The organism is Mesorhizobium sp. L2C084A000, assembly GCF_000502875.1.
Lineage (GTDB): Bacteria > Pseudomonadota > Alphaproteobacteria > Rhizobiales > Rhizobiaceae > Mesorhizobium.
In genome coordinates this window covers 81,722-98,269 of the sequence record NZ_AYWX01000012.1, presented here as the reverse complement: position 1 = coordinate 98,269, position 16,548 = coordinate 81,722, and the positions used below count along the sequence as shown (strand labels likewise).

19 protein-coding genes and 2 pseudogenes are annotated in these 16,548 nt (G+C 61.8%); 14 read left to right on the top strand and 7 right to left on the bottom strand.

Annotated elements, in window-relative coordinates; all coding sequences use genetic code 11:
• Window positions 1-407: 407 nt before the first annotated feature.
• A pseudogene (locus tag X735_RS01000000166210) lies at window positions 408-649 on the top strand (hypothetical protein); the annotation flags it as partial.
• Between the two features lie 199 nt (window positions 650-848).
• Here the strand turns inward: X735_RS01000000166210 and X735_RS142640 are convergent.
• The 3 genes and pseudogenes from X735_RS142640 to X735_RS142650 form a co-directional block, all read right to left on the bottom strand.
• Window positions 849-1,373 (bottom strand): annotated as a pseudogene (locus X735_RS142640) (ATP-dependent Clp protease proteolytic subunit); the annotation flags it as partial.
• A gap of 23 nt (window positions 1,374-1,396) precedes the next feature.
• Window positions 1,397-1,888: an SRPBCC domain-containing protein gene (locus X735_RS142645; RefSeq protein ID WP_023813000.1), complete on the bottom strand. Its 492-nt coding sequence runs from the start codon at window positions 1,886-1,888 to the stop codon at window positions 1,397-1,399.
• Window positions 1,885-2,199: a metalloregulator ArsR/SmtB family transcription factor gene (locus X735_RS142650; RefSeq protein WP_013531836.1), complete on the bottom strand. Its 315-nt coding sequence runs from the start codon at window positions 2,197-2,199 to the stop codon at window positions 1,885-1,887. The genes X735_RS142645 and X735_RS142650 overlap by 4 nt, the downstream gene beginning before the upstream one ends.
• Window positions 2,200-2,425: 226 nt before the next feature.
• Between X735_RS142650 and X735_RS142655 the strand changes: the two genes are divergently transcribed.
• Both X735_RS142655 and X735_RS142660 read left to right on the top strand, forming a co-directional pair.
• The gene (locus X735_RS142655; protein WP_023812999.1) at window positions 2,426-2,947 is read left to right on the top strand and encodes a single-stranded DNA-binding protein; all 522 of its coding nucleotides are present in this window, start codon (window positions 2,426-2,428) and stop codon (window positions 2,945-2,947) included.
• A gap of 117 nt (window positions 2,948-3,064) precedes the next feature.
• Window positions 3,065-3,490, top strand: a complete 426-nt coding sequence (locus X735_RS142660) for an OsmC family protein (protein WP_023812998.1) — start codon at window positions 3,065-3,067, stop codon at window positions 3,488-3,490.
• 27 nt (window positions 3,491-3,517) lie between these two features.
• Here the strand turns inward: X735_RS142660 and X735_RS142665 are convergent, their stop codons facing one another.
• Window positions 3,518-4,147 carry a MarC family protein gene (locus tag X735_RS142665; protein WP_023670949.1) on the bottom strand — a complete coding sequence of 210 codons (630 nt, stop codon included), beginning with the start codon at window positions 4,145-4,147 and terminating at the stop codon, window positions 3,518-3,520.
• 146 nt (window positions 4,148-4,293) lie between these two features.
• On the bottom strand, window positions 4,294-4,824 hold the full coding sequence (locus X735_RS142670) for a hypothetical protein (protein WP_023812997.1): 531 nt from the start codon (window positions 4,822-4,824) through the stop codon (window positions 4,294-4,296).
• A gap of 85 nt (window positions 4,825-4,909) precedes the next feature.
• On the opposite strand from X735_RS142670, the gene X735_RS142675 reads away from it, so the two are divergent.
• The gene (locus X735_RS142675) at window positions 4,910-5,752 is read left to right on the top strand and encodes an AraC family transcriptional regulator (protein WP_023812996.1); all 843 of its coding nucleotides are present in this window, start codon (window positions 4,910-4,912) and stop codon (window positions 5,750-5,752) included.
• Between the two features lie 253 nt (window positions 5,753-6,005).
• Window positions 6,006-8,807, top strand: coding sequence for a DNA gyrase subunit A (gyrA, locus tag X735_RS142680; protein ID WP_023812995.1), 2,802 nt, complete (start codon window positions 6,006-6,008; stop codon window positions 8,805-8,807).
• A gap of 68 nt (window positions 8,808-8,875) precedes the next feature.
• On the opposite strand, the gene X735_RS1000000167955 is transcribed toward gyrA, so the two are convergent.
• Window positions 8,876-9,028, bottom strand: coding sequence for a hypothetical protein (locus X735_RS1000000167955; RefSeq protein ID WP_023812994.1), 153 nt, complete (start codon window positions 9,026-9,028; stop codon window positions 8,876-8,878).
• 322 nt (window positions 9,029-9,350) lie between these two features.
• On the opposite strand from X735_RS1000000167955, the gene coaD reads away from it, so the two are divergent.
• From coaD to tgt, 7 genes are all read left to right on the top strand, one after another.
• Window positions 9,351-9,851: a pantetheine-phosphate adenylyltransferase gene (coaD, locus tag X735_RS142685; RefSeq protein ID WP_023812993.1), complete on the top strand. Its 501-nt coding sequence runs from the start codon at window positions 9,351-9,353 to the stop codon at window positions 9,849-9,851.
• Window positions 9,852-9,960: 109 nt separating this feature from the next.
• Window positions 9,961-10,455 carry a peptidylprolyl isomerase gene (locus tag X735_RS142690; RefSeq protein ID WP_245273275.1) on the top strand — a complete coding sequence of 165 codons (495 nt, stop codon included), beginning with the start codon at window positions 9,961-9,963 and terminating at the stop codon, window positions 10,453-10,455.
• Window positions 10,456-10,496: 41 nt separating this feature from the next.
• Window positions 10,497-11,009, top strand: a complete 513-nt coding sequence (locus X735_RS142695; RefSeq protein ID WP_023812991.1) for a peptidylprolyl isomerase — start codon at window positions 10,497-10,499, stop codon at window positions 11,007-11,009.
• A 12-nt stretch (window positions 11,010-11,021) separates the two neighbouring features.
• The gene (locus X735_RS142700) at window positions 11,022-11,471 is read left to right on the top strand and encodes a DMT family transporter (protein ID WP_023812990.1); all 450 of its coding nucleotides are present in this window, start codon (window positions 11,022-11,024) and stop codon (window positions 11,469-11,471) included.
• Window positions 11,471-12,559, top strand: a complete 1,089-nt coding sequence (queA, locus tag X735_RS142705) for a tRNA preQ1(34) S-adenosylmethionine ribosyltransferase-isomerase QueA (protein WP_023812989.1) — start codon at window positions 11,471-11,473, stop codon at window positions 12,557-12,559. The genes X735_RS142700 and queA overlap by 1 nt, the downstream gene beginning before the upstream one ends.
• Window positions 12,549-12,722: a hypothetical protein gene (locus X735_RS1000000169365; protein WP_023812988.1), complete on the top strand. Its 174-nt coding sequence runs from the start codon at window positions 12,549-12,551 to the stop codon at window positions 12,720-12,722. Before queA ends, X735_RS1000000169365 begins: the two co-directional genes overlap by 11 nt.
• The gene (gene tgt, locus X735_RS142710; RefSeq protein WP_023812987.1) at window positions 12,715-13,845 is read left to right on the top strand and encodes a tRNA guanosine(34) transglycosylase Tgt; all 1,131 of its coding nucleotides are present in this window, start codon (window positions 12,715-12,717) and stop codon (window positions 13,843-13,845) included. The genes X735_RS1000000169365 and tgt overlap by 8 nt, the downstream gene beginning before the upstream one ends.
• 4 nt (window positions 13,846-13,849) lie before the next feature.
• Here the strand turns inward: tgt and X735_RS142715 are convergent, their stop codons facing one another.
• On the bottom strand, window positions 13,850-14,269 hold the full coding sequence (locus X735_RS142715; protein ID WP_023812986.1) for a DUF4864 domain-containing protein: 420 nt from the start codon (window positions 14,267-14,269) through the stop codon (window positions 13,850-13,852).
• A gap of 266 nt (window positions 14,270-14,535) precedes the next feature.
• On the opposite strand from X735_RS142715, the gene X735_RS142720 reads away from it, so the two are divergent.
• The gene (locus X735_RS142720) at window positions 14,536-14,847 is read left to right on the top strand and encodes an Lrp/AsnC family transcriptional regulator (protein WP_023812985.1); all 312 of its coding nucleotides are present in this window, start codon (window positions 14,536-14,538) and stop codon (window positions 14,845-14,847) included.
• A gap of 171 nt (window positions 14,848-15,018) precedes the next feature.
• Window positions 15,019-16,431, top strand: a complete 1,413-nt coding sequence (locus X735_RS142725) for a circularly permuted type 2 ATP-grasp protein (protein WP_023812984.1) — start codon at window positions 15,019-15,021, stop codon at window positions 16,429-16,431.
• Window positions 16,432-16,548: the final 117 nt, after the last annotated feature.

Here is a 16,548-nt window from a genome sequence, read left to right as displayed (position 1 = left end):
GAGACGCCGCAGGCATTTGCGATTTGTGCTTCGTGACGACAACGTCGCAATGGACAAAGGAGCGGAGCTATGACGCCACCGGATCGTCCCATAGGGTTCCAGTTGTTACTGGAGCGGCGGCAGGCATAAGTGCCAGGGTTTAGCGTTTTCGCCACCCGACAAACCGTGACCTGCCATATCCCCGTAAAAATCAGAGACTGTTAGTCGGATCGTCGGTTGAACGCCGCGTTGCATCCGAAATCAAATGCCGGCAGTACACTCCCGGTAGAGATTGGATTTGAGATCCAAAAAGGCCCCGTCCGTTTGCGCAAAGCACGGCGGGGCCGTTTTCATGTGCGGATTGTCTGTTGGCGACAGGCGCAACGCAGCACGCGCCGACAGACTGTCAGTGGCGCGGCCACCGCGTCATCGCCGTTGTAGCGCTCGCCATTGCGGGCCTCATCAGCGGCGCGGCACTTGCCGAAGACAGTTCGCCGTCAACGCAAAAAGGCGCCCTGCCCGGCCGTAACCGGTGACTACCGCATCGCCAAGCCGGCTCCGGAGCCCGACGACGCGTTTCCCGGCAAACGGCAACGGCCAGTTCAAGATCGGCGATACGGATGTCAGGATTTCCGGCAGCATCACCGTCGATGTCGGCGCCAGCTCGATCGGGCCCATGGTCGACGATGCCCCATGCCTGGGCCTCGCGGGCGGTCCTGTTTTCGACACGCGAAAAAAGGCGGCGTGAGCCAGGGCCGGATCGGAGTCCGTCCGGCTGTCGAAGATTTGACGATGCCGGTCTGGTTCCATCGGCGGCGCGCCACTATAGTCTTGGGATGACCGACACTCATCAGTCCAGATCATTGCACGCGGTCCAGCGTGCGCTCGACCTCTTCATAGCTGCGGCCGCAATGCTGCGCGTAGAGTTCGGCCATGTGCCGTTTCGTCCGGCCGATGCGCTCGGCATGGCGCTGGATGTCGGAGGCCTGGCCCTGGAACCCGCCCAGCGGCTGATGCAGCAGGATGGTGGCGTTCGGCAGCGAGAACCGGCGCCCCGGTGCGCCTGCCATCAGCAGGAACGAGCCCATCGATGCGGCAAACCCCATGCATACGGTCGACACCGGGCAGCTGATGTATTGCATTGTGTCGTAGATGGCGAAGCCGCTGGTGACCACGCCGCCCGGCGAGTTGATGTAGAGCGAGATCTCCTTGTCGGGATTGTCCGATTCCAGCGACAGAAGCTGCGCGCAGACCAACGCCGAGATGTCGTCGTTGATCTCACCGTTGATGAAGACGATGCGCTCGCGCAGCAGTCGTGAAAAGATGTCGAAGGCGCGTTCGCCGCGGCTCGATTGCTCGATCACCATCGGAACCAGATTGGCAACACCGCTCATTGTCTCTCTCCGTCTGTTTGTTTTCAGGCCGCGCGCAGCAGGAGGCGAGGCGTGTTTGCGGCGATTGGCTTAGGTGACCTGTTTGCATCGAGCGAAAGCCGGCAGCCGGCGCCTGCCATGGCGACGGCAGGCATGGCCTTGCGGGCAAAGCCGTCATGGACGACACGCAGATGCGTGCCGCCGGAAACGGTTCGGGCAAGTGTGAAGGTGACGGTGCTGTCGAGCGGATCCTGCCTGGCTGCGTCGCCCGGCTGCTCCCGCCAGGAATAGCGCAGCAGCTTCTCGGGATCGGCGTCGAGGATTTCGCATTCGATCGACGCGCCCGTTCCGGCGAAGGCAAAACGGTTGCCCATCTCGGGTCTGATGTCGTTCGGCATCATCCAGGCGGCGAGCAATTCCGGTACGGTCAGGGCCCGCCAGACCTTTTCCGGCGGCTCGGCAAGCTCGTACTCGAACTCGAGCGCATCCGCGGCGTCGCTTTGGCCCGCGTTGGTCGTTGATCCCGCCTTCTTCATTGATCCATGTCCTTCAAAACCGCCTTCAGCCTTTCGATGCGCTCCGGCCAGAAGGTCCGGTAGCGTTCGATCCAGGAGAGCAAGGGGGCGAGCCCCTGCGGATCGGCGCGGTAATAGGCGTTGCGGCCGGCTCGCCGCTCGACCACCAGCCCGGCCCCACGCAGCACCGCCAGATGCTGCGACACCGCGGGCTGCGACACCGTCATCCCGGTGCGCAATTCCGACACGCTCATCTCGCCGGCGGCCAGCCGCTCAAAGACGGCGCGGCGCGTCGGGTCGGCCAGTGCCCGGAAAATCTCTGCTTCGATCATGCCAAAAGCATAAGTGAATACTTATTGATTTGGCAAGCGGTCTTTTCAAACCCATATGAGCGGCTTCGGCATTGCTGCCATTCCTTGACAATAAGCAGCGATGCGGATAAGAACGAAAAGGGAACAAAAACCTTGTGGGTAAAGGCAGCCATGGCAAGCGGCGATCGCCTGCAGCCTGTAAGGTGCTGCGACAAAAATTTGTTTCGGATGAGCGCGGAGAAATATCATGGCGGGTAGCGTCAACAAGGTCATTCTGGTCGGCAATCTCGGCGCGGATCCCGAAATCCGTCGCCTGAATTCGGGTGAACCGGTCGTCAACATCCGCATCGCCACATCGGAAAGCTGGCGCGACAAGAATTCCGGCGAACGCAAGGAAAAAACCGAGTGGCACAACGTCGTCATCTTCAATGAGGGCATCGCCAAGGTGGCGGAGCAGTATCTGAAGAAGGGCATGAAGGTCTATGTCGAGGGCCAGTTGCAGACGCGCAAATGGCAGGACCAGACCGGTGCCGACAAGTACACGACGGAAGTCGTGCTGCAGAAATTCCGCGGTGAGCTGCAGATGCTCGACGCACGCGGACAGGGCGAGGGCGGTCAGGTCGGCGGCTATACCGGTGGCGGCAGCAGCCGTGGTTCCGATTTCGGTCAGTCCAGCCCGAGCGAAGGCTTCAATCGCGGCGGCGGCGGTACCAAGAGCGGCGGCGGTGGCGGTTCGTCGCGCGAATTGGATGACGAAATCCCGTTCTGATCGCAACAGTTATGTCAGACACAGTGCCCCGAGAGTCATTCATGGACTTTCGGGGTTTTGCATCGTGATTGAGGCTGACCGGGCCGATCAAGGAAATACGGTGAAAGGACGAGTTCGGTGAAAGCACGCGTAAAGTGGGTCGAGGAGCGCACCTTCGTCGGGGAATCCGGCAGCGGTCACAAGGTCGTGCTCGGAACAGCGCACGGATCGGAAGGCAAGACGCCGGGTCCAAGCCCGATGGAGCTGGTGCTGATCGGCACCGGTGGCTGTTCGGCCTATGATGTCGTGCATATCCTCGAAAAAGGCCGCGAGGCGGTCGAGGACTGCGTCGTCGAACTCGACTCCGACCGGGCCGAAACCGAGCCCAGGGTTTTTACACGCATCCATATGCATTTCGTCGTCAAGGGCAGGGCACTCTCCAGCGACAAGGTGAAACGCGCGATCGACCTTTCGATCGAAAAATATTGCTCGGCGTCTGCGATGCTGGCCAAGACCGCGACGATTACCCACGATTTCGAAGTGATCGACACGACGGTGAAATAGGGCCGGCTTCGGCGGCAGCTCGTCGCGTTACCCCGCCATCAGCGCCTTGATGCCGTCGGCCACGAATTGCACCGCCAGTGCCGCCAGGATGACGCCAAGCAGCCGGGTCAGGATCGAACGACCAGTCTGGCCGAGGATGCGGTCGATGCGTTCCGACAGCACGAACACCAGATAGGTGATGGCGAGGCAGACGAAGATGATGCCGACCAGGGCTGCCTGCGCGGCAAATCCCTGAAATGAACCGGAAAGCAGCACCGTCGCCGAAATCGCGCCGGGGCCGGCGATCAGCGGGATCGCCAGCGGGAAGGCGGCGATGTTGTGGATCATGTCCTTGGTGATGGCGACGTCGCCGATCTTCTCCTTACGGTCCTGCCGGCGCTCGAACACCATCTCGAAGGCGATGAAGAACAGCAGGAAACCGCCGGCGACGCGGAAGGCCGGCAACGTTATGCCGAACACCGACAGGATCGATGCGCCGGCAACTGCAAACAACGCCATCACCAGGAAGCCGATGATCGAGGCACGGACGGAAACCTGCTGGCGCTCCTCGCGGTTCATGCCGCGCGTTACGGCCAGGAACAGCGGCGCCAGGCCAGGCGGATCGATGGTCACGAGAATGGTGACGAAGGCGTTGAACAGGCTGTCGAAACTCGGCATCTCTGACCCTCCCGCCGGGCCGTGCCCGGACAGAATATTGGTAGAGCAAAGCCCGGTCGGTGGGAACTGTCAGCGGGAAAGTGGTTGATGCCGGCGCAAAGGATCGCGACGCTTTTATTCTGGGCTGCTGCTGCATTCCTCGGCGATCAAACCTCTCGGCGCGCCAGGAACTCGACTTCCAGCCGCCATGTCGCGCCATTGTCTTGCGAGCGTTCGCCCAGCCATCGGAAGGAGTTTTCGGTGATGCGTGAAAAGCTCCAGCGTACTGAACTGCCGGTGCCGTCGGCGCCCACTTGCATGATCGTGTCGCCCTCGGCGCGACCGAGCTGGCGGCTGTAATACTGGTTGCGCGGATCGCTCCAGAAGATGTGCCAGGCATCCGCGCCGGGATCATAGACGCGCAGCGTCGTGCCATAAAAAGTCCATTTGCCGAGCGAAGGCTGGGAACCAGTGTCCCGCGCGGGCAGGATCCACACGTCCTGAATCGCCCGGCCTTCCAGCACCCAGCCGAAATGCACCTCGCCACGCCCGGTCAGCACCGTACCGTCCTCGAGATGGCGCGAGGCGTTGAAAGTCCAGGCGCCGACGAAGCGGCCGTAAAGGCTCAGTTTTTCGGCAAGCCCTTCGATCGGTCCGGGGCTATGCAGGGCTTCGGCAAACGAGGATTGATCGAACATGGTTGTGGCCTCTTCTTGTCAGGAGACCGGGAAGGGTAGGCGGTGAAGGGGTTCTGGGCTTGGGAAAAATTGCTATATTTCGGCCATGACAGCGACCACACATATTCTCGCCTCCGGACCTGGCTGGCACGTGACGGATGTCATCTGCACGGCCGGTGCCGGCGACCGGCCGTTCGAGGAAGCACATCAGGATTTCTGCGTGGCTGCCGTCACCAGCGGCACGTTCCGCTACCGTGCGCAACAAGGCACGGCGATGCTGGCGCCCGGCGCGCTCCTGCTCGGCAATCCCGGCACATGCTACGAATGCGGGCATGAGCATGGCGGCGGCGACCGTTGCCTGTCGTTTCATTTCGGACCGTCTTACATGGAGCGGGTCGTGGCCGGCGTGCCGGGCGCCAGGAAGCTGGCCTTCGCCACGCCGCGCCTGCCGCCTTTGCCGGTGCTGGCGCCACTGCTGGCCGAGGCGGAAGCCGCGCGCGAGACTGCTGACATGGATGCCTTCGAGGAACTTTCCCTGCGCATGGCCGGTGCCGCCGCGACGATTGCCACCGGAGCCACGCATGTCAGGCGCGCGCCGAGCCGCCGCGATCAGAAACGGGTGGCCGAAGCGGTGCGGCGGATAGAGTTGGATGCCGACGGGCCGGTCTCGCTTTCAGCGCTTGCGGATGAGACTGCGACCAGTCCTTACCATTTCCTGCGCATCTTCCGGCAGGTCGCGGGCATGACGCCCTATCAGTTCTTGCTCAAGACGCGGCTGCACAGGGCAGCGGTGCGGCTGCAGATGTCGGATGATGCGGTCTCGGCGATCGCCTTCGGGGCCGGCTTCAACGACCTGTCGACCTTCAACCGCCGGTTTCGTCGTGTCATGGGCGAAACGCCCGGTAAGTATCGCGCCCGCCGTGGCGCTATGGGCCTTCGCGTCTCGTGAATCGGCTCAGGTGCTCGCAAGGGCAGCCACAGGGTCCAATCCATCGCGCTCGTGGCTTTTGCTCGGGGAAAACGTCCATTGCAGGCTTTTGCGTCGATGGCGGCGAAACCGCCTTGGCCATATCGTCGCAATCAGTGGTATCCATTTGAAATTACCACCAAAAATGACACTGGAAAAGTGCTGGGAATGTTGGAGTTTCAGCCTTGCTTCCTATATAAGCACCAAGTGATTCCTGATTAGATTGTGATCCGATTTGACCGACCAGAAGACACCGCGCGGCGCCGACGGCGGCCCCACCGGCATCGAGCCGATATCCATCGTCGAGGAGATGCAGCGCTCCTATCTCGATTACGCCATGAGCGTCATCGTCAGCCGTGCGCTGCCGGACGTGCGCGACGGCCTCAAGCCGGTGCATCGCCGCATTCTCTTCGCCGCCCATGAGAGCGGTTACCACTGGAACCGCAAATATGTGAAGTCGGCGCGTCCTGTCGCCGACGTGATGGGTAAATACCATCCGCATGGCGACGCCTCCATCTATGATGCCTTGGTGCGCATGGCACAGGACTGGTCGCTGCGCGTTCCGTTGATCGACGGGCAGGGCAATTTCGGCTCGATCGACGGCGATCCGCCTGCGGCGATGCGCTACACGGAAGCGCGCCTGACCAAGGTCGCGCACGAGCTCCTGGAGGATATCGACAAGGATACCGTCGATTTCCAGGACACTTATGACGCGTCGGGCAGCGAACCGAAGGTTCTGCCGGCACGGTTTCCCAACCTTTTGGTCAACGGCTCGGGCGGCATCGCCGTCGGCATGGCGACCAACATCCCGCCGCACAATCTCAGCGAAATCTGCAACGGCGCCATTGCCCTAATCGACAATCCGGCGATCGACCTGCCGGCGTTGATGGAGATCATTCCGGGACCGGATTTCCCGACCGGCGGCATCGTGCTTGGCCGTTCGGGCATCTACAACGCCTATTCGACCGGCCGTGGCTCCATCGTCATGCGCGGCAAGGTCAACATCGAACAGCGCGGCAATGACCGCGAGTCGATCATCATCACCGAAGTTCCCTACCAGGTGAACAAATCGTCGATGATCGAGAAGATGGCTGAACTGGTGCGCGACAAGCGTATCGAGGGCATTTCCGATATCCGCGACGAGAGCGACCGCCAGGGCTACCGCGTCGTCATCGAGTTGAAGCGCGACGCCGTTGCCGACGTCATCCTCAACCAGCTCTATCGCTTCACGCCGCTGCAGACCTCTTTCGGCGCCAATATGGTGGCACTGAATGGCGGCAAACCGGAAGTGATGAACCTGACCGATATGCTGAAGGCGTTCGTCGCCTTCCGCGAGGAGGTGATCACAAGGCGGACAAAATTCCTGCTGCGCAAGGCGCGCGACCGCGCCCATGTGCTGGTCGGTCTCGCCATCGCCGTCGCCAATATCGACGAGATCATCAAACTGATCCGCACCGCTCCGGATCCGCAGACAGCGCGTGAGCAGTTGATGGAGCGGCGCTGGCCCTCTGGCGACGTGGAATCTCTGATCCTCCTGATCGATGACCCGCGTCATCGGATCAATGAAGACGGCACCTACAATCTGTCAGAGGAACAGGCGCGCGCCATCCTCGAACTGCGCCTGCAGCGCCTGACCGCGCTCGGCCGCGACGAGATCGCCGACGAGTTGAACACGATCGGCGCTGAAATCATTGATTATCTGGACATTTTGTCGTCCCGAGCGCGTGTCCAGAAGATCGTCAAGGACGAGCTTGCCGCCGTGCGCGACGAGTTCGGCACGCCGCGCCGCACCGAACTCACCGACGGCGGTTCGGACATGGAAGACGAGGATCTGATCCAGCGCGAGGACATGGTCGTGACGGTGAGCCATTCCGGCTACATCAAGCGCGTGCCGCTGTCGCTCTACCGGGCGCAGCGCCGCGGCGGCAAGGGCCGCTCCGGCATGTCGACCAAGGAAGAGGATTTCGTCACCCGGCTGTTCGTCGCCAACACCCATACACCGGTGCTGTTCTTTTCCTCGCGCGGCATCGTCTATAAGGAAAAGGTCTGGCGGCTGCCGATCGGCAATCCGCAATCACGCGGCAAGGCGCTGATCAACATGCTGCCGCTGGAGCAGGGCGAGCGCATCACCACCATCATGCCGCTGCCCGAGGACGAGGCCAGCTGGAGCGAACTCTACGTGATGTTCGCCACCACACGTGGCACCGTGCGCCGCAACGATCTATCCGACTTCGTCCAGGTCAACCGCAATGGCAAGATCGCCATGAAGCTGGAGGAAGCAGGCGACGAGATCCTCGGCGTCGAGACCTGCACCGACAAGGACGACGTGCTGCTGACCGCCAGTTCCGGCCAGTGCATACGCTTCTCCGTCGGCGACGTGCGCGTCTTCCAGAGCCGCAATTCGGTCGGCGTGCGTGGCATAACCATGGCCGAGACCGACCGCATCATCTCGATGTCGGTGATAGAGCATGTCGATGCTTCGCCGGCGGAACGCGCCGCTTACCTGAAGCGCGCGGCGGCGGAGCGGCGTCTTGCCACAGAAACGGCCGGCGAAGAGGAAGAGATCGCGCTGACCAATGAGGAGATCGGCGAGGAGACGGAGCTTTCCGAAAGCCGATACGAAGAGCTCAAGGCGCACGAACAATACGTGCTGACGGTGACCGAGTTCGGCTACGGCAAGCGTTCGTCGTCTTATGATTTCCGGCTGACTGGACGCGGCGGCAAAGGCATCCGCGCCACCGACGTGTCGAAGGCAGCCGAGATTGGCAGGCTGGTGGCGACGTTCCCGGTCGGCAATGACGACCAGATCATGCTGGTGTCGGACGGCGGCACCGTCATCCGGGTGCCGGTCAACGGCATCCGTTTCGCCAGCCGCGCCACCAAGGGCGTGACCATCTTCAACACGGCTGAAGGTGAAAAGGTGGTTTCGGTCGAGCGGATATCGGAACCGCAAGCGGACGAAGAAAGCGACGAGACGGTCGAGGGCGGTCCCGATGCCGCTCCGGCGCCTGACGCCGGTCCGGAGGGTACGGACTAAGTCCGGCACCCAGGTTTTGACATGGCAACGCCGGCCAGTTGGCCGGCGCAGCAGCAAATCAGGCTTTATCAGTAGTGACGATATGGCTTGCGCAGGCCGAAGCCTTCGAAGCGCTTGGTGTTTGCCTTGACGCGGATGCGTTGTGCCTCGTGATGCAGCCCAAAGACGGTGGCGATCAGCATGGCGACGGTCATTGCGGTGGCGAGCATGTAGATCAGCATGTGCGTGTTCTCCTGCGCCTAACAACGGATAGATGGGATTTTGGTTTCATCTTATTAAGGTGCAACCTAGTGAACGCTGCGTGAAGGCTTCGTGATCAGCGTGTTCATCTGTCGTTCATGTGCCGGAAAAGGTTCATGGCCGGCGCGCCGATCGGATTTGCCTTTGCGAGAGAGGCTCGCTAGAGCCTGTTCCATCTTGATGGACGGAAGATGGAACAGGCTCTAGCTTTCATTTGAGCATGATCTCTAGGACAAACGAAAAACCGTTTGTCCGCAAAAACCGGTTTCCACTTTTTGGGATCATGCATTAGAAGCACCAGCCATGACTGAACGCATCGCCCTCTATGCCGGCTCCTTCGACCCGCTGACCAACGGCCATCTCGATGTGCTGAAGGCCTCGCTGGCCGTGGCCGATATCGTTTATGCGGCGATCGGCATCCATCCGGGCAAGCAGCCGCTGTTTTCCTTCGAGGAGCGGGTGAAGCTGATCGAGACGGCGACGAAGACGGAATTCGGCAGCGATGGTGCCCGCATCAAGGTCGTCGCCTTCGACGGGCTGGTCATCGACGCCGCCAGGAAGCACGGCGCCTCGATCATGATCCGCGGCCTGCGCGACGGCACCGACCTCGACTATGAGATGCAGATGGCCGGCATGAACGAGACCATGGCGCCTGAACTGCAGACGGTTTTTCTGCCCGCCAGTCCTTCGGTACGCACCATTACCGCCACACTTGTCCGCCAGATTGCCTCGATGGGCGGCGACATTCGCCCCTTCGTGCCGGCGGCGGTTGCCGGCGCGCTCACAGCCAAGTTCAAGAAGTAAGTTTTCGGAGAAAACCATGCAGCTGAAAAAGCTAGCCTCGTTCCTTGTCGTGCTCGCCGGTCTTGTGGCTGCGTCGGTCTCGGCTTTCGCCGCCGACCCGGAAAACACAATGATCATCACGCTGAAGGACGGCGACGTCACCATTGCGCTGAGGCCCGATCTGGCGCCAAAGCATGTCGAGCAGATCAAGAAGCTGGTGCGCCAAGGCGCCTATGACAACGTCGCCTTCCACCGCGTCATCGACGGCTTCATGGCGCAGACCGGCGACGTCAAGTTCGGCAATATGAAAAAGGGTTTCAGCGCCGAGGCCGTTGGCACCGGCGGTTCCGACCTGCCCGACCTGCCCGCCGAATTCTCACAGACCGAACATTATAAGCGCGGCGTGGTCGGTATGGCCCGCTCGCAGGACCCCAATTCGGCCAATTCGCAGTTCTTCATCATGTTCGCTCCGGCACCGCCCCTCGATGGCCAGTACACGATCGTCGGCAATGTCGTCAGCGGCATGGAACTGGTGGATCACATCAAGAAGGGCGACCAGGCGGACAACGGCACGGTCACCGATCCCGACCGGATGATCAAGGTGCGCATCGCCGCCGACAAGTAAATTGTCGAATAACTCTGTTTTTCTGAAAAAGGATATCTGACATGGCCGAAATCAAGGACCGCGAGAACGCGCTCATCATGGAAACGACCAAGGGCAATGTGGTCATCGAACTTTTCCCCGACCTGGCGCCGGGCCATGTCGCCCGCATCAAGGAACTGGCCAGGGAAGGCGCCTATGACGGCGTGGTCTTCCACCGCGTTATCGAGGGTTTCATGGCGCAGACCGGCGACGTCAAGTTCGGCAATTCCAGCAAGCATTCCTTCGCGCCGTCCCGCGCGGGCATGGGCGGCTCTGAAAAGCCGGATTTGAAGGCTGAATTCTCCAACGCCAACCATGCTCGCGGCACCTGCTCGATGGCCCGTTCGCAGAACCCGAACTCGGCCAATTCGCAGTTCTTCATCTGCTTCGACGATGCCGCCTTCCTCAATCGTCAGTACACGGTCTGGGGCCAGGTCATCGAAGGCATGGACAATGTCGACAAGATCAAGCGCGGCGAGCCGGTGCAGGATCCCGACAAGATCGTCTCGCTGAAGGTCGCGGCCGACGTCAAGTAAGGGCAAACGACAATGATGGGCGTCGTCTGGTCGCTTCTCGGCATCCTGTCCGGCGCCTTCATTGCCATTCAGGCGCCGATCAATTCGCAACTGGCGCGCGGCCTGGGCCTCCCGGTCGCGGCGGCTGCGTTTTCGTTCCTGTCGGGCGCGATCGTGCTCGGCATTATTTCCGTCACGGTGGTGAAGCTGCAGGGCATCTCGCTCGACTGGAAGGCGCCGGCGCCCTGGCTGTTCGTGGCCGGCGGCATGCTGGGCGGTTTCTATGTCACGCTGTCGACGATTCTCACGCCACGCATGGGTGCGGCCGCGCTGATGGCGTTTCTGGTCGCCGGCCAGTTGCTGGCCGGCATGCTCATCGACCGCATCGGCTTCCTCGGCGTCGCGGTGCGTGAAATCTCGCTCGGTCGCATCGCCGGCGCGGTGCTGCTGCTGGTCGGAGCGCTGCTCGTCCGGCTCTACTGATGCGCGTCGATCTCTTTGACTTCGATTTGCCGGAGGAGCGCATCGCGCTTCGCCCGGCGGAGCCGCGCGACAGCGCCAAGATGCTGGTGGTCAAGCCGGGCGAGGCGCTCGACGACCGGACGGTTGGCAACCTGCCATCGTTGCTCAGGGCCGGCGACGTGCTGGTGTTCAACGACACCAAGGTCATTCCAGCGCAGCTCAAAGGCATCCGGCGGCGGGGTGAGGCGACGGCGCAGGTCGAAGCCACGCTGCATATGCGCATGGCGCCGGACCGCTGGCTGGCCTTCATGCGGCCGGGCAAGCGCATCGCAGCCGGCGACCGTATCCATTTCGGCCATGACGGCAATTCCTGTTTCCTCGGTCAGCTCGACGCCACGGTGATCGAGAAAGGCGAGGGCGGCGAAGCGCTGCTTGACTTCGATCTGTCGGGGCCGTTCCTCGACGAGGCGCTGCACGCGGTCGGCCACATTCCGCTGCCGCCCTACATCGCCTCGAAACGCGACGACGACGAACGCGACCGGGCCGACTACCAGACCATCTATGCAAGCGAGGAAGGCGCCGTTGCGGCTCCGACAGCGGGCCTGCATTTCACGCCGGAGCTTTTTGCAGCGCTTGACAGCAAGGGCATCGAACGCCGCTTCGTCACCTTGCATGTCGGCGCAGGCACGTTCCTGCCGGTGAAGGCGGACGATACCGCCGACCACAAGATGCATGCCGAGACCGGTTCGGTCAGCGAAGCCACTGCGGACGCCCTGAATGCCGCAAGAGCAAGGGGCGGGCGCATCGTCGCTGTCGGCACGACCTCGCTGCGTCTGCTGGAGAGTGCGGCGCGTGAGGACGGTACTCTGGCTGCGTGGTCCGGTCCGACCGATATCTTCATCACGCCCGGCTACCGTTTTCGCACCGCCGACGTGCTGATGACCAATTTCCATCTGCCGCGCTCGACGCTGTTCATGCTGGTCTCGGCCTTCAGCGGCCTCGGCACGATGCGCGCGGCCTATGCGCATGCCATCGAGAGCCGCTACAGATTCTATTCCTATGGCGACGCAAGCCTGCTTTTCCGAGCGGAGACGAGCGATGGACGATGATCTGCAAGCCTTTGACCGTGATGCGCTGGTCGCGGAAGTGAAAAAACTGCGCGCGGGCATTCGCCAGCACCGCGATTCCACCATGCGCGGCATCCACTACCGCCAGTCGCTTGACAATCAGGCGCCGGACGCCCCGGTCCACGACAAGGAATTCAATGGCTAAGCCGTTCAGCTTCAAGGTTCTGGCAACCGACGGCAAGGCGCGACGCGGCGTGATCGACATGCCGCGCGGCGAAATCCGCACGCCGGCCTTCATGCCGGTCGGCACCGGCGGCACCGTCAAGGCGATGTATATGGACCAGGTGCGCGGTGTCGGCGCCGACATCATCCTGGGCAACACCTATCATCTGATGCTGCGGCCCGGCGCCGAGCGCGTCGCGCGGCTCGGTGGCCTGCACGAGTTCGCCCGCTGGCCGCATCCGATTCTGACCGACAGCGGTGGTTTCCAGGTGATGTCGCTGTCGAAGCTGAGAAAGCTGACCGAAAAGGGCGTCACCTTCCGTTCGCATATCGATGGCGCTGCCTACGAGATGTCGCCGGAGCGGTCGATCGAGATCCAGGGACTGCTTGATTCCGACATCCAGATGCAGCTCGACGAATGCACGGCGCTGCCGGCCGAGATGAAGGAGATCGAGCGCGCCATGGAGCTGTCGCTGCGTTGGGCCGAGCGCTGCAAGACGGCGTTCGGCGATCAGCCGGGCAAGGCGATGTTCGGCATCGTGCAAGGCGGCGACAACGCAGCGCTCAGGGTGCGTTCGGCGCAGGCGCTGAGCGCGATGGAGCTGAAGGGCTACGCGGTTGGCGGCCTGGCCGTCGGCGAGCCGCAAGCGGTGATGCTCGAAATGCTCGACATCACCTGTCCGGAATTGCCAGCGGACAAGCCGCGCTATCTGATGGGCGTCGGCACGCCTGACGATATCCTGAAATCGGTGGCGCGCGGCATCGACATGTTCGACTGCGTAATGCCGACGCGGGCCGGCCGCCACGGCCTTGCCTATACAAGGCGCGGCAAGGTCAATCTGCGCAACGCCCGCCATGCCGACGATCCGCGGCCGCTCGACGAGGAAAGCGACTGCCCTGCCGCCCGGGACTACTCACGCGCCTATCTGCATCATCTGGTGCGCTCACAGGAGGCACTTGGCGCCATGCTTTTGACCTGGAACAACCTTTCCTACTATCAAAAGCTGATGCAGGATATCCGCGCTGCGATCGAGGCCGGCGCCTTCGAGGCGCGCGGCGCGGAAATCACCGAGGGCTGGGCAAGGGGCGATATCCCGTTGCTGTGAGGCCTCAAGTGCTGAGCGAATTCGAGGCGCGCAGGCTGCAACCGGTGATCTGGAACGTGCCGTCGGGCTGTTGCTGCAACGTGTAGACAGCCTCGTAGTCCTTGCCGTTGGGGCCGACGATCAGCACCTGCTGGACGATCGAACCCGGAGCCGTCTCCTCGACCTTGCCGAAGGAATAGGTCCGCGGCTTGCGCACCGGCGGATAGCCGTTGGTCACCATGTTCATGAAGGCGTCGACGGTCGGGAAGATCCGCTTCACATTCGGGGCGGCGAAGCTGTAGGCAGTGGCGCCGTCATCGGCAATGAGGGCCTCTAGCTGACTGTCGATGACGGACTGGCCCGCCTTGATCTCGGCATCGCCGGCCAATGCCGACGATACAAAGAGGAATGGAACGACTGCGATTGCGAAAAAGGCGTGGCGCATGGCCTGTCTCCGTTATCCCGCGAAATATCTTCCCTCAAAAATGGTGCTGTCCGAAGACGCATCATAACATACGCTTGGCAGCGCATCGCGGTTTCAGCGATTGCGAATAATCGCTGGCGATCGGCGGCAGGTTGCATGCTGGTGTAGCAGCTGCGGAAGGTCGCAGCCCAGGCCTGGGCCGGCTGGGTACGGATTCCAGCGCTTGAAAGCCCGCCTCCAGTCTGCCAGAAGGGCCGCTGGACTTGGACGTTTAGCGGGACGAAGCCATGAAGGCGTTTTTCGTGCAGATCAAATGCGAGCTCGGCAAATCCTATGAGGTTGCCAGCGCGCTTGCCGATGCCGAGATCGCCTCGGAAATCTACTCCACCGCCGGCAATTACGATCTGCTCGCCAAATNCAGCGCGCTTGCCGATGCCGAGATCGCCTCGGAAATCTACTCCACCGCCGGCAATTACGATCTGCTCGCCAAATTCTACGTCGACGATGAGGAAGACGTCGGCCATTTCGTCAATGAGAAGGTGCAGATTCTCCCCGGCATCAAGGACACGTTCACCGTCGTCACGTTCCGCGCTTTCTAGCTGGCAAACGCATTTGCCCGGGCACGAGGCAAAGGCTGACCAGGGTCATATTTCGACTGCCTCAATTTTAGGCAGGCGCAACATACTGATCGCCCGTATCTCCCAAATCACCGATTGCGCTTGATTTTCTCCGGCGACGCCAGTGAAATGGCGTCACAGGGGAGTATGCGATTGGCAGCGTTCGATGAAATGCTTCCGGAAGTCTCCGGATTGAGAAGACCGTATTCGGCTTATGATCGCTGGCTGAAGGAGCAGGACCCAGCCAGGTTGACCGAGAAGATGCAGGACGCCGAACGCGTCTTCCGCAAGACCGGTATCACCTTCGCCGTCTATGGCGAGCAGGAAGCCTCCGAGCGGCTGATCCCGTTCGACATCGTTCCCCGCATCATTTCAGGCAATGAATGGCGGCGCCTCACGCAGGGCATAGAGCAGCGCGTGCAGGCGCTGAACGCCTTCCTCGACGACATCTACCATCGCCAGGAAATCCTGCGCGCAGGGCGCGTCCCCAGGGAATTGATCGCCAGGAACGAGGCCTTCCTGCCGGAGATGATCGGGGTCAGGCCGCCGGCCGGCGTCTATACCCACATCATCGGCGTCGACATCGTCCGCATCTCGGAGGACGAATTCTACGTGCTGGAGGACAATGCGCGCACGCCGTCGGGCGTCTCCTACATGCTGGAGAACCGCGAGACGATGATGCAGCTGTTCCCCGAGCTGTTCCAGAAGATCAAGGTGCGGCCGGTGGAAAACTACCCTCAGCTTCTGCGCCAGTCGCTGGCGGCGGTGCGGCCGCAAAGCACAAAGGGTGCGCCGACCATTGCGGTGCTGACGCCCGGCAGTTTCAACTCCGCCTATTTCGAACACGCCTTCCTCGCCGACCAGATGGGCGTGCAACTGGTCGAAGGCCAGGATCTGCGGGTCGTCGACGGGCATGTCGCGATGCGCACGACCGAAGGCTACAAGCAGATCGATGTGCTTTACCGCCGCGTCGATGATTCCTTCCTCGACCCGCTGACCTTCCGGCCGGACTCCGCACTTGGCATACCCGGCATCATGGATGTCTATCGGGCCGGCAACATCACCATCGCCAACGCGCCGGGCACCGGCATCGCCGACGACAAGGCGATCTATTCCTACATGCCCGAGATCATCGAATTCTACACCGGCCGCAAGGCGATCCTGGGCAACATCCCAACCTGGCGCTGCTCGGAGCCCGACAGTCTGAAATACGTGCTCGAACACATCGACGAACTGGTGATCAAGGAAGTGCACGGTTCCGGCGGCTACGGCATGCTGGTTGGGCCGGCAGCAACCAAGAAGGAATGCGAGACGTTTGCCAAGAAACTCCAGGCAAAACCTTCGAATTACATCGCCCAGCCGACGCTCGCGCTGTCGACATGCCCGATCCTGACGGAAAAGGGGTTGGCGCCGCGCCATGTCGATCTCAGGCCTTATGTGCTGGTCTCCGACCGCATCCAGATCGTGCCCGGCGGGCTGACCCGCGTCGCGCTGAAGGAAGGCTCGCTGGTGGTCAATTCCTCGCAGGGCGGCGGGACGAAGGATACGTGGGTGCTGGATGATTGAAGTGAGTGAGTAAGGAATTAGGCAGTAGGCAGCAGGCAGCAGGCAGCAGGCAGTAGGCAGTAGTGGAAGCAGAGGACAGGGAAATGCCATATTCCATTGAGATTCAAACTCTTACTA